Annotated in this window: 17 protein-coding genes; 9 read left to right on the forward strand and 8 right to left on the reverse strand. The window is 39.2% G+C overall.

Going from position 1 to position 14,117, the window contains the following annotated elements; translation table 11 throughout:
• Positions 1-389 precede the first annotated feature (389 nt).
• The 5 genes from NSMS1_RS17565 (at position 390) to NSMS1_RS17585 (ending at position 1,982) form a co-directional block, all read left to right on the forward strand.
• A complete protein-coding gene (locus NSMS1_RS17565; protein ID WP_224086024.1) occupies positions 390-746 on the forward strand; it encodes an iron-sulfur cluster assembly accessory protein in 357 nt (118 codons plus the stop codon).
• 94 nt (positions 747-840) lie between these two features.
• Positions 841-996: a hypothetical protein gene (locus NSMS1_RS17570; RefSeq protein ID WP_224086025.1), complete on the forward strand. Its 156-nt coding sequence runs from the start codon at positions 841-843 to the stop codon at positions 994-996.
• 20 nt (positions 997-1,016) lie between these two features.
• Entirely contained in the window at positions 1,017-1,448 is a 432-nt protein-coding gene (locus NSMS1_RS17575; RefSeq protein ID WP_224086026.1) for a hypothetical protein, read from the forward strand.
• A gap of 94 nt (positions 1,449-1,542) precedes the next feature.
• Positions 1,543-1,788, forward strand: a complete 246-nt coding sequence (locus NSMS1_RS17580; protein WP_224086027.1) for a hypothetical protein — start codon at positions 1,543-1,545, stop codon at positions 1,786-1,788.
• Positions 1,789-1,799: 11 nt separating this feature from the next.
• On the forward strand, positions 1,800-1,982 hold the full coding sequence (locus NSMS1_RS17585; RefSeq protein WP_224086028.1) for a DUF6887 family protein: 183 nt from the start codon (positions 1,800-1,802) through the stop codon (positions 1,980-1,982).
• A 56-nt stretch (positions 1,983-2,038) separates the two neighbouring features.
• Here NSMS1_RS17585 and NSMS1_RS17590 read toward each other — a convergent pair whose 3' ends face one another.
• Together NSMS1_RS17590 and NSMS1_RS17595 are read right to left on the reverse strand one after the other, a co-directional pair.
• Positions 2,039-2,959, reverse strand: a complete 921-nt coding sequence (locus NSMS1_RS17590) for a TIGR01777 family oxidoreductase (RefSeq protein ID WP_224086029.1) — start codon at positions 2,957-2,959, stop codon at positions 2,039-2,041.
• A 382-nt stretch (positions 2,960-3,341) separates the two neighbouring features.
• Positions 3,342-4,478 (reverse strand): cob(I)yrinic acid a,c-diamide adenosyltransferase, encoded by a 1,137-nt coding sequence (locus NSMS1_RS17595; protein WP_224095263.1) that lies wholly within the window; start codon positions 4,476-4,478, stop codon positions 3,342-3,344.
• Positions 4,479-4,657: 179 nt separating this feature from the next.
• On the opposite strand from NSMS1_RS17595, the gene fraC reads away from it, so the two are divergent.
• The 3 genes from fraC to NSMS1_RS17610 all read left to right on the forward strand — a co-directional run bounded on the left by fraC (position 4,658) and on the right by NSMS1_RS17610 (position 7,147).
• Entirely contained in the window at positions 4,658-5,200 is a 543-nt protein-coding gene (gene fraC / locus NSMS1_RS17600; RefSeq protein WP_224086031.1) for a filament integrity protein FraC, read from the forward strand.
• Between the two features lie 54 nt (positions 5,201-5,254).
• Positions 5,255-6,280, forward strand: coding sequence for a septal junction protein FraD (fraD, locus tag NSMS1_RS17605; protein WP_224086033.1), 1,026 nt, complete (start codon positions 5,255-5,257; stop codon positions 6,278-6,280).
• Positions 6,281-6,373: 93 nt separating this feature from the next.
• Positions 6,374-7,147 (forward strand): ABC transporter permease, encoded by a 774-nt coding sequence (locus tag NSMS1_RS17610; protein WP_411908690.1) that lies wholly within the window; start codon positions 6,374-6,376, stop codon positions 7,145-7,147.
• Between the two features lies 1 nt (position 7,148).
• On the opposite strand, the gene NSMS1_RS17615 is transcribed toward NSMS1_RS17610, so the two are convergent.
• Both NSMS1_RS17615 and NSMS1_RS17620 read right to left on the reverse strand, forming a co-directional pair.
• Positions 7,149-7,808: a pentapeptide repeat-containing protein gene (locus tag NSMS1_RS17615; RefSeq protein ID WP_224086037.1), complete on the reverse strand. Its 660-nt coding sequence runs from the start codon at positions 7,806-7,808 to the stop codon at positions 7,149-7,151.
• 415 nt (positions 7,809-8,223) lie between these two features.
• Complete coding sequence (locus NSMS1_RS17620; RefSeq protein ID WP_224086038.1) at positions 8,224-9,105, reverse strand: carbohydrate ABC transporter permease; 882 nt, start codon at positions 9,103-9,105, stop codon at positions 8,224-8,226.
• 192 nt (positions 9,106-9,297) lie between these two features.
• Here NSMS1_RS17620 and purN point away from each other — a divergent pair, with 192 nt between their 5' ends.
• The gene (gene purN, locus NSMS1_RS17625; protein ID WP_224086040.1) at positions 9,298-9,960 is read left to right on the forward strand and encodes a phosphoribosylglycinamide formyltransferase; all 663 of its coding nucleotides are present in this window, start codon (positions 9,298-9,300) and stop codon (positions 9,958-9,960) included.
• 66 nt (positions 9,961-10,026) lie between these two features.
• On the opposite strand, the gene NSMS1_RS17630 is transcribed toward purN, so the two are convergent.
• The 4 genes from NSMS1_RS17630 to NSMS1_RS17645 all read right to left on the reverse strand — a co-directional run bounded on the left by NSMS1_RS17630 (position 10,027) and on the right by NSMS1_RS17645 (position 14,032).
• Positions 10,027-10,419, reverse strand: coding sequence for a hypothetical protein (locus NSMS1_RS17630; RefSeq protein WP_224086042.1), 393 nt, complete (start codon positions 10,417-10,419; stop codon positions 10,027-10,029).
• A gap of 197 nt (positions 10,420-10,616) precedes the next feature.
• Positions 10,617-12,119: an IS5 family transposase gene (locus NSMS1_RS17635; protein ID WP_224085439.1), complete on the reverse strand. Its 1,503-nt coding sequence runs from the start codon at positions 12,117-12,119 to the stop codon at positions 10,617-10,619.
• A 209-nt stretch (positions 12,120-12,328) separates the two neighbouring features.
• Positions 12,329-12,910 (reverse strand): CPBP family intramembrane glutamic endopeptidase, encoded by a 582-nt coding sequence (locus tag NSMS1_RS17640; protein ID WP_224086044.1) that lies wholly within the window; start codon positions 12,908-12,910, stop codon positions 12,329-12,331.
• Positions 12,911-12,973: 63 nt separating this feature from the next.
• Entirely contained in the window at positions 12,974-14,032 is a 1,059-nt protein-coding gene (locus tag NSMS1_RS17645; protein ID WP_411908634.1) for a DUF3326 domain-containing protein, read from the reverse strand.
• Positions 14,033-14,117 lie beyond the last annotated feature (85 nt).

A 14,117-nucleotide genomic window follows, 5' to 3' on the forward strand; every position in this document is an offset into this window, starting at 1 on the left:
CAGGCAATGGAACAGAACAGTTGGAAATGGCTGGCCATGAAGCGAACTTCCTGGCTGAATTGTGACTCAGACTGTTATAAGGTTGGAACTCTAAAAATACTGAGTCTTTCAATTCTAGAATAAAAAACTTCCCCCACAAGGGGATCATGTTTTTGTTCATGGTTAAGGGGAGTTGGGGGAGGTGGGGGAGATGAGGGAGATGAGGGAGATGAGGGAGAATAATTTTGACTGTAGACTAATGACTATGGACTAATGACTAATGACTAATGACTAATCACAATTTAAAGTCATTATTATCGCTAGAATGGATTAAAAAATTGAAAAACAATCTAAGGGTTATTGCAAGCCCGAAACGGATATTTTAAATTAATTCAGGAGTTGAAAATTTTATGACACAAGCCACTCAGTCTCAACAACGCGGCATACTGTTGAGCGAAAGCGCTCTGCGACAAGTAAAGTCCCTCCAAGAGAAGCAAGGTAACGATTTGTGTTTGAGAGTGGGAGTTCGCCAAGGTGGTTGCTCTGGAATGTCTTACATGATGGACTTTGAACAAGAAAGTAAGATCACTCCACAGGATGAAGTTTTCGATTACGATGGCTTTAAAATTGTTAGCGATCGCAAAAGTTTGTTATATCTTTATGGCTTAATGCTCGACTATAGCGATGCCATGATTGGTGGTGGTTTTCAGTTTACGAATCCTAATGCTTCTCAGACCTGTGGTTGCGGTAAATCATTTGGGGTGTAGTTAATAGTCAATAGTCAATAGTCCACAGTCAAGTTTTGTGAAGTAATTTTTGACTGTCAGCTATTGACTAACCACCACTATTAAGTATTGACTAATGTACAGATACGACGAAAAGCTCGTCTCTACTAATGACCCTTCGGGTATGCCTTCTCTACGAGAGGCTGCGCCAACGGCACGCCAAGGGCGAACGCCAGTTCCCTACGGCGGGAAACCCCTCCGGGTTCGGCAGCCACAGGACTGGACTCACTAATGACTAATGACTGATGACTAATGACTAATACAACTGATACCGTTGATGCTTTATTTGATAAAGGTTTAGAACGCTATAAGGCAGGAGAGCCTGCTGCTGACTTAATCCCTGTGTTTAAGGAAGTGTGCGATCGCGCTCCTAAAGCCAGTGCAGCTTGGATTTGTTTATCTTGGTTATATCTGTTGGAAAACAAGCCAAATTTAGCTCTCAAGGCTGCACAAAAGGCGGTAAAAATCAATCCTCAAGACCCACAAGGTAGGGTAAATCTTGCTGTGGCTATGCTGGAAACTGGACAAAAAGGTTTACGGCAACACATTGATATTGCAAAACAGTTAATCTTGGTCAATCCTGAGTGGGAACAAGACATACAAAGTAGTATTGAAGACGGATTCAATAGAAAACCTGATTGGCAAAGCTTGGCAAAAGTCCAAGGTTGGTTGTTTAACGAATAAACCAATAGAAGTTAGGGCGTAGGGAATAAAGACTGGATGAAAAGTATTATTTCATACCTACTCCCCACTCCCTACTCCCCACTCCCTGCACATTATGAAAGATAAATTACTTAACTGGCTCAATTTAATTTTAGTTGCGGATGTATTTTTGGTATTTCTAGGTTTTGGTTGGTTTGTGATTGCTGTGATAGGTGAAGCATCAGGAATCAATCTCGGTCTAGATTTGTGGCACAAACTCTGGCAACCTGTATTTAACCCAGCTATTGGCATCCTTATGGGTGGCGCACTGCTAAGTGGTTTAATCGGTTGGGTATCTAAGAAATTCCTTTCTAGTCAATAGTTGATTATTTAATGAGTGATTCTGATTATCTACAACTATCTGAAGCGGAATTGAGAGAGTACGTAAAACAACATCCCCAAGATGAGGATGCTTTTCAGCATTACCTCAAGATTATGAGGGCAAAACCTAACAGAGTAGTGGTTAGTACTGATGAACAGTTAGAGGCTGAACTGAAAAAAAGGCTTATGTCTTAAAATAGACAATAAGTATTAAGCCTTTATTGATACTAAGAAACCACTGGCAAACATAATTATTTCAAGATTTCTTGCAGTGCTGGTTGTAAATTAGGATACTCATATTTAATCCCGGCTTCTAAAGCACGTTTAGGAAGTACCTGTTGACCTTCTAGAACAACGATCGCTCCATCTCCTAAAAGAGCTTCTAGAGCAAACGCTGGAACAGGTAGCCATGAGGGACGGTTCATTACTTGTCCCATAGTTTGGCTTAAATCATTCATGCGTACAGGGTTAGGTGCTGTAGCATTATATACGCCTTCTAACTGAGGATTAGTCAAAGCTTGGACAATAAGATTCACCAAATCATCGATGTGAATCCAGGAAAACCATTGACGACCACTACCTATAGGCCCCCCAGCATAAAGTTTAAAGGGGGTAATCATTTTTCCTAAAGCGCCACCCAAGCCTAAAACAATGCCTAAACGCAGTATAACCAGACGAACACCAGATTCTTTGACTTTTTGGGCTTCTGCTTCCCATGCTTGACAAACCTTTGCCAGAAAATCTCGACCAGAAGCACTACTTTCATCAAAGGTAGTTGTTTCGCTTGTCCCGTAGTAACCAATGGCGGAAGCATTAACTAATACTGTTGGTTTAGGATTAGCTTTGGCTATAGCTTCAACTATTTTTTGTGTACCTAATTGACGACTGTTGAGAATCTCACGTTTTTGTTCTGGTGTCCAGCGAGTCTCGGCGATAGGTTCTCCTGCTAAATTAACCACACCATCACAACCAGCAATTACATCTTGCCACGCTCCAGATGTGGTTGGTGTATATGCCACAATTTCTACATTGGCATAGGTTTGAGCCGGAAAATTTCTCTTAGCCGATGTCAGGTTACGGGTCAAAATTATGATTTGATGACCTTCTTTGTGCAGTCGTTGTATTAACCGAGTACCGACAAATCCTGTTGCGCCTGTAATTGCTACTTTCATATATGCACCTTCACCAAATCCTTATTTTAAAGTTTTTTATCAATTTTTCAACTTATGTTTCAGGATTGGGAACAAATAAATTCAAAATTCACAACTGTTGAGGTTGGGCATAGGGATTAGCCAATGCCCTGTATAACTAAGTTATATTTATCTGTTTTTCGTGGTGAAGATGGTGGTAAACATCATCAAAAAACCACCTAAAAGGATAGTTAGCGCCAATCCTCCTGTAATCCAGTCGAGCAGATTTTGATTGTCCATAGTTAAAAGTCCATAGTCAAAAGTCCATAGTCCATAGTTTATAACGGTTGACTGTAGTCCATAGTCAAAAGTCCATAGTCCATAGTAAAAACTGTTGACTAATGACTAATGACTGTTGACTAACTTAAAAATCTACTCCCCGTTTGAGTTCTACGCCTTGATTAGCGTAGTGTTTGTGACAGTAAACCTCAGAGTGAATGCTGGCTAGGTCAAAGTAGGCGGGGTGGTTTTGACAACGGCCAGTGATGATGATTTCGGTGTCGCGGGGTTTGCGGAGTAAAGCTTGGACAATTGGTTCTACAGGAAGTAGTTCTAAGTCTACAGTGGGGTTGAGTTCGTCGAGGATGATGGTTTTGTAGAGTCCAGAGGCGATCGCAGTTTTAGCTATTTCCCAACCGCGTTCTGCTTCTACATAGTCTAGTTCTTGGCGGGAATTGCGCCAGACAATCGCATCTCTACCGCAGCGTTGATGGTCTACGACTTCAGGGTATGATTGCCGCAAGGCTGCGATCGCTGCATCTTCTGTATAACCACTACCACCTTTAAGCCACTGCATAATTAGTACCCGCGTTGAACCAGGATGGTTGATTCCTCTACCAATGGCTTGTAAGGCTTTGCCTAAAGCACTTGTAGATTTACCTTTACCTGCGCCGGTGTAAATTTCGATCCCATTGATGAGAAGTTCTTTGGCTATGGGATGGTGTTGGGGTTTCATTTCTGAGTGTAAATCCGCAATATCGAGTAATTCTTGCGGCGCACCTCGTCCTGTGGCAATGATTTCTAATTCTTGGGGTTTAGATTTTAATGTTTGAACTACTTCATCTACGGAAAGTAACCCCAAATCCAGGACTGGGTTAATTTCATCCAAGACGACCACAGAATATAAACCAGAAGCGATCGCACCTTTGGCCACATCCCAACCCCGTCCAGCTTCCGCACGGTCAAAGGATGTGATTTCTTCTGAGCCAAAAAATTCTGCTCTCCCGGTACGTACTTGGTCGATGAGATGGGGAAAACCACGCTGTAAAGCTGCGATCGCACCATCTTCGTCATAATCCCGTTCTGGCCCTTTGAGAAAACGCAATAGTAAGACGCGATTGGAATTGTTTGGTGTATTAATACCCAAGCCTATCGAGCGTAAAACTACACCCAAAGCCGCTTGAGACTTACCTTTACCGATACCATCATATACGTGAATCTGGCCAGTAAGCCGTTCTGAACGCACTTGTGCTGTGCGGATACCGATGCCGTTCCTTGTCATCTGTTGAAAAGCTCTATCATGGCAGTTTCTCATCTTACCTAGTCATTAGTCATTAGTCATTAGTCAACAGTCCATAGTCAAAATTTTTCTCCCTTGTCCCCCCCTCTCCTCCATTCCCAGTACTCAGTATTCATTAATTACGGCTATACTCTCTACAGTTTCATTTTTTGTAAGTGTTTATGTTTGAAGACTTTGATCTACCCAGAGTTTGGCCGATTGGCACGATTCTATTTAATTTGTTGTTTTTCTTAATAGCTATTCCCATAGAGGGATACGTCTATCACAAGAGACTGAACTTCGATAAAAAGACTAGTATTTTTTATGCGATCGCGGTTAATAGCTTTTCTGGCGTAATCGGTTGGATAACATTCTTTATAATAGAGCCTTTATTAGCAGTACCTTTAAAGGCAGAGTTAATTAGTTACATATTTTTTAATAATTTTCGAGCCAGTAATAGCCAAGGTGTTCTGATTTTAACTACTTTTATAATTTTCTTTGCTACTTTTATACTAAAATTCTTCCTTTTACGGATTTTTGTTTTTGTCTTAAGTGAAGATATTGGTAAAAAGAAAGAAGAACCAGAGCTTGGGCAACGTCAAAAAAATCGTTTTATTAGTAAGATTAATTTTCAAGATACGAACTTGGTTACTACAACACTTATTGCTAATTCCTTGAGTTACACTGCCATAACTGCTATTTTATTGATTCGCAACAATAGATAAATTCAATTTTTTTTGTATTTGTATTTTTATTAAAAGATGTGTGGAGGTTGAATTATGAATTTATTATTTAAAGACTTTTTCGGTATTTTCAAAATTTTTGAAGAGACTTATGAACGTATTAGAAAGATATTAATACCGCCAAAGGCTTATTCTTGGCAGACATTTATTTATTTGAGTATTTTCTCTTGGATAATGTCTTATTTGGCTACGGGTTACATTAGAGATATTATTGCCCTTTTCGGTTGGTTATTTTTAATTGCAGGTACAGCTTGGTACACGACTGATGATCCTTTGCGAGTTCCTGGTACTTTTATGCCAATAGGAGCAGTAATTACTGGATTTTTAGTTAGTGTTTTTGCTTTTGGTGATCAGACAGAAACCATTACATCTAGAACTATTGTACTTTGGCCGACAATATCAGCATTAATTACCGCTATTCCTGAATTTATTGAAGGAACTGATGTTGACTCTAAAACTCGCATTCCTAAACCAGACGCTCGGCAGAGAATTATCGTTTTGGTAGCTAGTTGTATGATGATCAGTTGTTGGCTTCAGTTTTATTTTGTTATGGATAATTGGTTAAAACAATATCCTAGTTTATCAGCAGAAAGTTTTGGACGTAGTAGTTTTGTCATCACTGGTATGGAGCCAGAAAAAATCCCTACTAATGGGGTGACTATTTTAAATAAATTGCAACCATTAGTTGAAGAACAAATTGCAGATAGACCTTGGTCAGAAGTTGAAAGATGGCTGTTAGAAGCAAATGTCAAGGTAGGTCAATTAGGTAGGGAAGTAATAAATAATAACTTGTCAAAATACGAAGAAAAAGAACTCTGGCGTGTAGAACCACGAGTTGTTAACCTTAACTCTGGCTATAGGTTAGATTTGTTAAGCATTTGGACAGGCCCAACTGCTAACCCTCGTGGTTATTTCTTGCGAAAATCCTGTCAAATTGACCCCGTAGCCGCACCCAGCACTACCACAAACAGTAGAATACCGGAGGATAAAAAAGCAGTAGCAGAAATACAATGCGATCGCTTGAGTAAATTATTCTCAGGCGCAGCACCACCGCAACAGTGAGAGTTGGGAGTAGGGAGTAGAGAGTAGGGGGAGATGGGGGAGAAAAAAAAGAATAAATTACGGCTGTGGACTGTTGACTAATAACTAATGACTATGATGAAAACTTTTGCAATTGCTAAGAATGTATTTCAGGAAGTAGTGCGCGATCGCATTCTCTATATTATCGGTTTTTATGTTTTGACTTTGGCTGTAGCTATCCGTGCTTTACCCGAATATGCGGCTTCTACTCAAGATAAAATGTTTCTTGACTTCGGTTTGGCAGCGATGAGTGCTATCAGTTTACTAATTGCTATATTTGTAGGTACAGGTTTAATTAATAAGGAAATAGAGAAACGAACTATTTTGTTATTAATTGCTAAACCTGTAAGCCGTGGGGAAATTATCACGGGTAAATTCTTTGGTTTATCGTCTGTGCTGGCTGTTTTAATTGCCAGTATGACAGTTATTTATCTGCTATTTTTACAATTTGGTAATATTCCTCATACAACAGCAAGTATTTTAATCGCAGCCGTATTTTTATGTTTACAGTTATCTTTGATAACTGCTGTGGCTATTACCTTTGGGGTATTCACTAGCACATTGTTGGCTGTGGCTTTGACTTTTGCTGTGTATTTAATGGGGAATATTACGCAAAATTTGGTGGAGTTTAGCCGCCTGAGTCGTAACCCTGTAATGGAAAGTGTTAGTCAGTTTTTATATTTAGTCTTGCCAGATTTATCTCGATTAGATTTGAAAAATGATGCTGTATATGGTCTGCAAGCACTACCTGATCCAATTTCCCTGTTTGGTCACGCTGGCTATGGTTTAATTTATATTGTCATGTTATTAGCGATCGCCATTTCTCTGTTTTCCAGACGAGAATTTTAAATCATTCAAAAATTACTATTTGGGGATGGTGAATCTTGCCATCTGGCATAATAGTGTCGTGCAACTTAGTATAAGTTATTGTTGTTGCTTCTAAGTTGGCATTACTTAAGTCAGCCTTGGTAAGATTTGCCCATGTCAGGTCAGTATTGCTTAAGTTAGCCTCTGTTAAATTAGCTTCTAGTAATTTAGCTCCAGATAGGTTGGCATTTGTAAGATTTGCTTTAACTAGATTAGTTTGGATTAAAGAGGCTTCCACTAATTTAGCTTGAGTCAGATCAGCTTCCCGTAAATCAGCTTCGCATAAGGAAGCACCCCAGAAATTAGTATTATGACATTGCGATCGCCAAAGCATTGCACCACATAAATTTGCTTGCGTTAAATCAGCATTAGTTAAATTAGCTGACGATAAATCAGCCTCGTATAACTTAGCTTCACGCAAATTAGCATTGCTTAAATTTGCACCAGCGAGGTTTGCACCCGTGATGATACAGCCAGACAAATTAGCAAAGCTTAAATCTGCACCTACCAAATTAACTCCACTTAAATCAACCGTCCTTAAGTCAATTCCACTCAAATCACAGCCGCTAAAATCTCGACGCTGACACAATTTATCTTTGATTTGACTCAGTACTGATGCCTGTGAGCCAGCAAAATTTATCATGTTATCTACCTACGAGTGTCAATGAGTGAAAAAGACGATTGTGAAACTTGCTGTATCTTGAAATTACACCCTAGTCGCTAAATAGATACAGCGAAAATTAGCCAAAAATTGGCATTTATTTTGTTTTTGTAAAAAAGGACTTTAGTCAGTTATTTTAACAACATAAATAACTAAGGTAAGTCAAGAAAAACAGATAATGTCAGAGAATGCCCTATGTAATAATTTTTTTTATTACACTACATAAGTTTTATAGCTCACTTAAAGTAGCTCTGGTAAATATGTAAATAAAATTTAGTAGATAGAAATTATAATTACATTCATAAATGTATCTTTAGGTAGATACATATAAAAATAAAAGATGTTCTTACAGATACAAAGACTTTTATAATTACGAATTACGAATTACCAATTAGTCTTACTCTTCTTCCCAAGTGCGTAACTGGAAGTACACTAGCACCAAAGCCAAAGCTAAAAGTACAGTTGCGGCGGCGGCGGCGTAACCAAAGTCAAATTCACCAAAAGCTTCTTGATAGATATAGTAAACCAGTAAGTTGGTTGTGTTTAAAGGCCCTCCACCTGTCATTATGAAAACTTGCTCGAAACTCCGCAATGTAAAAATGGCTGTGGTGATTGCAGCAAAAATTAAAGTAGGTCTTAATCCAGGTAAGGTAATATACCAAAACTGTTGCCAACTGTTAGCACCGTCTAGTTCTGCGGCTTCGTAGCGACTGGAAGGAATAGCCTGTAACCCCGCCAAGAACACCACCATATTAAATCCAATTTGTTTCCAAATACTTAAAATAATGATTACAGGCATTGCCCAAAATGTATCTCCTAACCAGGAAATTTCGGGAATACCAAGCATAGTTAAAAATGCGTTTACCGGGCCGGAGGTTTGAAACAACCAACGAAAACCTAAACCAGACGCTACCAGAGAAATAATTGATGGGAGAAAATAAGCACTTCTTAGCACTCCGCGTAATATAAGGGTACGATTTAATAAAACTGCCAGTCCTAAAGGGATAACTAAGCTAGGAAGTACGGAAGCTGCGGTAAAATAAACGGTGTTACCAAGAACTTGCCAAAAATCAGCGTTAAGTAACAATCGCCAGTAATTTTTTAACCCTACCCAATATGTCCCTGTGGAAGTGAAACTCCCAGCAGTAAAGCTGAGATAAAACAAATAGGCGATAGGCCACAGGACAAATAAACCCAACAAAATTACAGATGGGGCAAGAAAACTCCATGCGGCGAATGTATCATTATCTAACCATGACTTATTAGATGTTTTTGACATTATAATTTTCCTCTTGGCTAGGAGTGAGAGTAGAGAATAAAAGTTAGAAGCTAGAGAAGAAAGAAACTAGGAGAAGAAAAAACCTTTGCTTGATTAATTACATTGTTTATGTATTAATTTAATTCCCAGCTTTTAGCCTCAATTCTTGGAAATGACATCTTGGTATTTTTGAATTTTGAATTTTGAATTTTTATGACCCTCCGCCCTGATTCTACCTTTAGCCTTGTTTCTCCCAGCATTGATAATCATAGATTTTTCCCAGGTACTCCATTAAAATTAGGAATAATGGCTTCTGGTAGTGGTAGCAATTTTGAAGCAGTTGCCCAAGCTATTGATGATAATCAACTCAATGCCCAAATACAAGTTTTAATTTACAATAATCCCTCAGCTAAAGCAGCAAGTAGAGCAGCAAATAGAGGTATAGAAGCGGTATTGTTAAATCACCGTGAATATAAAAACCGGGAAATGCTTGACCAAAAAATTGTCCAAACCCTACAGGAATATGATGTGGAGTGGGTAATTTTAGCTGGTTGGATGCGTGTAGTAACGTCAGTTTTAATTGATGCTTTTCCCAACAGGATTATTAATATTCATCCTAGTTTATTACCCAGTTTTAAAGGTATTCATGCTGTAGAACAAGCCTTAAAAGCTGGGGTAAAAATTACTGGCTGCACGGTGCATTTGGTGCGTTTGGAAGTGGATAGCGGCCCGGTTTTAATGCAGGCGGCTGTGCCGATATTACCAGATGACACAGCCGAAACCCTCCACGCCAGGATTCAAGTTCAGGAACACCGTATCTTACCACAAGCGATCACATTAGCGGCTCAGGCTAATTTAATTACAGTTGGGCATTAACACACAAGAAAAAACCCTCTTTTGAAGGAGGGTTCAATCATCTTGAGTAATGAAACTTAATTAGCTTTAGTAAGAAGTATGTTGAGTGAATGAGGTAAGTTGTGACTCAACAGCGCTAAGATAATCTTGATTATTCAGGACATCTGCTGATACTTTGTTAGCTCTAACAGCAGCTTTAACTATATCTAAAGTAGATAAGTTTCCTGTTTGGTATTCACTTATCAACGCACTACCACTAGGAATACCTTCAGCTTTCAAACCACCTTCGTAAGCTAGAAAAGCTGTATTAAAAGGTTTAAGGTAGCTAACTTGCGTTGAGTGATTTGGTATATTGTTGGAATTGATGGCTGTATTGATTGGTTGATTGTTGTTTGCAGGTGTTTGAGCGCCAACTATTCCAGGGGTAAGAGCAATAGCAACTGTAAATAATGCAGAATTGATAAAAGTAGAAAGTTTCATAGTTTTTCCTGAGACAGAATAAAGTTTTCATTACTGTCTTCTAAGAATAGAATCCTCTTTTTTCTCTGTCTTAACTTCCTACAACTAGATCACCAGATAGGGTGATTACGGCCTCATCCATTCGGGTGAGTGACATGGTATTACATAGGGCTTGCTGAAAAAGTCATTTCAAAGGAAGAGAAAAATTGATTAAGTAGTCAGTCCAGAAAAAAGATAAGTTTTTGTTGTTTAAGGTTTAATGAAATATCAGTTTCGATAATAGAAGAAGTAAAAAAAGACTCAGTTTTGAAAAATAGGCAAAAAAATACACAAAAAAGCCGTAATAGCAGAGTAGAAAGATTCATAACTAAAAAAGTTATGGCAATAGCGGTGAAAGAAGTATGAGGAAGTTTAGCCATAACTCTACCAAGGCTAAATCTTCGTTTACCTTGTCCAAACTTGCCCTCAATACAATTACGAATCCTTTCGTCATAAGCGGCTTGTTTCTTCTTTTCAGGGCTGACATTTTGGGGGGGTCTACCTAGTGGTGGGCCACTAATTCTAATTCCCCTTTCTTGACACCAAGCTCGATTCTCCCTCGTCCGATAAATCTTATCAACATGAACTGATTCAGGATAATATCCGGTGTAGTTTTTGTATGCTTCTACTTGTGATTTTAAGTCTCCTGATTCGTTAAAGTTGTCCCAACTAATATGGTCTAAAAATACATAGCCATCATAGTAACTAGCTGAAAACTTAGCCCCAAACTCTACTGTTCTCCCGGCTTTACCTCGGATAATCGGACGAATGTGTGGTTGGTTTAAACTGACAATGCGGTCTTGTATACTAATTTTTTGATTTTCATATAACCATAACTGTTGACGATAAACTTCTGCTACTACTAGCAACATCTTATATTGACTGTTGCTCAGTTTTAATAGTGACGCACCTAAATTTATTAGCTGCTGAATATGAGTTAAATTTCTGTTGATATATTGCAGTTGCTTTCTGATAGCTTTCCTTCTTTCTTTAACTGTTGGTTTTCTTTTCTTGGCTACTGCTAAATAATCCTTTCTTGCTTTGTTTCTGTAGGTTCTTGGTTTGTTGATATTTCTTACTAATAAGGACTTATATAATGTATCTATGATTGTTTCTGTTTGCTTTCTGGCTTGATTTAATAATCCTAAATCTGTCGGATAACTTATGTCTGCTGGCGCACAACTAGCATCTAATATTAATTTTCCTCTATTGGCTGGCTTACTTTTTGAATCCTCGACCTCTGGCTTTTTTGCTCTTACTTCTACCTCCTGTTTATTTTCTAACATCTTCCTGACTATTTCTTGATTGATTTTATTGACTAATTCTATATCTATCCTTTCTCTAAAATGAACTAGCATTGACGGGTCAAATGCAGATTCATTACTATATGCTGACATTCCTATAAAGTATTGCAGATACGGGTTCTCCCGAATTTGTTCTACTGTCTCTCTGTCACTTATTCCTAATTTTTCTTTAATTATTAATGCTCCCAACGCCATTCTAAATGTTTTGGCTGGCGCTCCCATTCTTGCTGAAAATATTTCTGCGTACTCTGCTTCAAATTTTGACCAAGGTATCATGTTCGCCATGATTACCCATCGGTTATCTGACGCTAGTTTTCCCCCAAAGGGTAGTTCAAAGTTTTCTGCTGCTTTTTCTTGCTTTTGCGCTCTTCGATACATTTTAACGCAACTTGCTACAAGGATTTTTACTTATCTTACCCTTTTTCTTTTCACCTTATTTTTCTTTCCTGACCCTGAAACTCTTCATTCTGCTATCTTTCGCCCTTATTCAGCCAGCCCTACATACTCCAGGTGACAAAGAATAAAAAAATCCTGCTTCTTCAATCAAGTAGGATTTTTAATAGCTAAACTTTCTGTATAAATATTTTTTACGACTGACGCAGTTTCCACAAAAAACTAGAAACTAAATTTGTCATGATATGAGCCACAATTGGCACTAGCAAGTTACCACTCAACAAGGCACTGTATCCTAGTATTACCCCAACAATACTTGCCCAGGCTACGTAAGGCCATTGTTGAGAACCACTTAAATGTAAAATGCCGAAGCATAAACTAGAGCCAATTACAGCAAAATGATCTAATCCTAAAGCGGGTAACATCACACCGCGAAATAACAATTCTTCACTTAATCCTGGTAGTAAACCTAACCAGATTAAATCCGGCCAAGCCAAAGGTTTCAGGACTAATTCTAAATAATAGTCGGCACTTCTGCGGTATGGCTTCCACAAACGATAAGCTATCCCACTTAAAACGGTAATTATTAAGCCTACACCCAAACCCAGCCCCAAATCTCTGGGATACCAATGCCACTCAAATAACAAAAAATTACCAAAACGCAGCCACACCTTAGCAACTGCCCATAATAAAACAGCAGTTACACCCATTGCTACTAAAACTTGGGTTCGCGTCAAGTATGGAATCTCTGGTTCTTGTTTTTGTTGTTCAACCACGGGTATTTTTGGGGAGTGGGGGAGATGAGGGAGATGAGGGAGAGGGGGGAGAATAGCTTTAGGCTATGGACTATGGACTATGGACTGTTGACTAATGACCAAAGGATTAATTCCTGCTTTGTGGGCTACTATAAAACCCACAGCTTCTAAATAAGATTTTACTTGTACAGACTTAATATTTAATGCTTGGGGTGGGACTTGGATTTGAGTTTTATTTTCCTCAACGGTGATAATTTGACATTTTTTTTGGCTTAAGCTGAGTAAAGCACTGCTACCACAGGCTGTTGCTGGCATGATAATAGCATCTACTTGCTCTGCCCAAATATCTTCCGGTTGAGATTGATTTAGCTCTTTTTCTAATATAAATTGTGGTGCGCGACTCAAACCTACGAGTACGCTTGGTAAAAAAGTATAACCTAATTCTTCCGCAGCAGAACGGGGCGATAAATCAGGATATGGCGGTTCTGGTGCGAAGGCGGGAGAATGGGCGCAAGGTATGCGACAATTCTTTACTATCAAATGGCTAATGACTGCTTCTGCCCCGGCTATAGGATCTACCCCTTTACCTTGGCGGTATTTTTGTGCTGCTTCCTGATCTATATCATCGGGGAAACGGGCGACAACTGCGATCGCCTCTGCTCCTGTTTTGTTAATTAATGTTTCTGCGCCTCGTAATAAACTATCGGGGTTGCCAATGGTTCCCCAACTTGCGCCTGATGGTGCAGTCCGCAATTCCACCTGTAAAGGCGCATCTGTCATTACATGATCTGTGATGGTTAAGCCTAAAGTTGCCCGCGCTGCATCGGCGGCTTGGAGGTGTCTTAGTTTTAAATCTGGTTCAATGGACTGATCTAACAATAAACCAATTTTGTTATTGCGTACCGGACGCAAGCCCCAGCAACCGGCAGCGAATTTGTCAAGCCCGTAACCTTCCACATACAAGGCGTTGGGTATATTCCAGTACAAACTCGCACCGTTGAGAACGTTGGGGTGGGTAATTAGGCGATCGCAAACTTGTGCTAATAATCTAGCAACAGGTATAGCATCACCCGCATACCCCCCAATCGCTGCACCAACGCCAGTTGGTACTATGAGGATGGCAGTGTAAGGACGAATTATCATGAGTGCTGGGTGCTGAGTTTTTAGTGCTGAGTAGAAATGAGGTTAAACATTATTACGGATTCAAGTGTTCAATTCAAGCTACACA

The sequence above is a fragment of the Nostoc sp. MS1 genome (assembly GCF_019976755.1).
In the GTDB taxonomy this organism is placed as follows: domain Bacteria; phylum Cyanobacteriota; class Cyanobacteriia; order Cyanobacteriales; family Nostocaceae; genus Trichormus.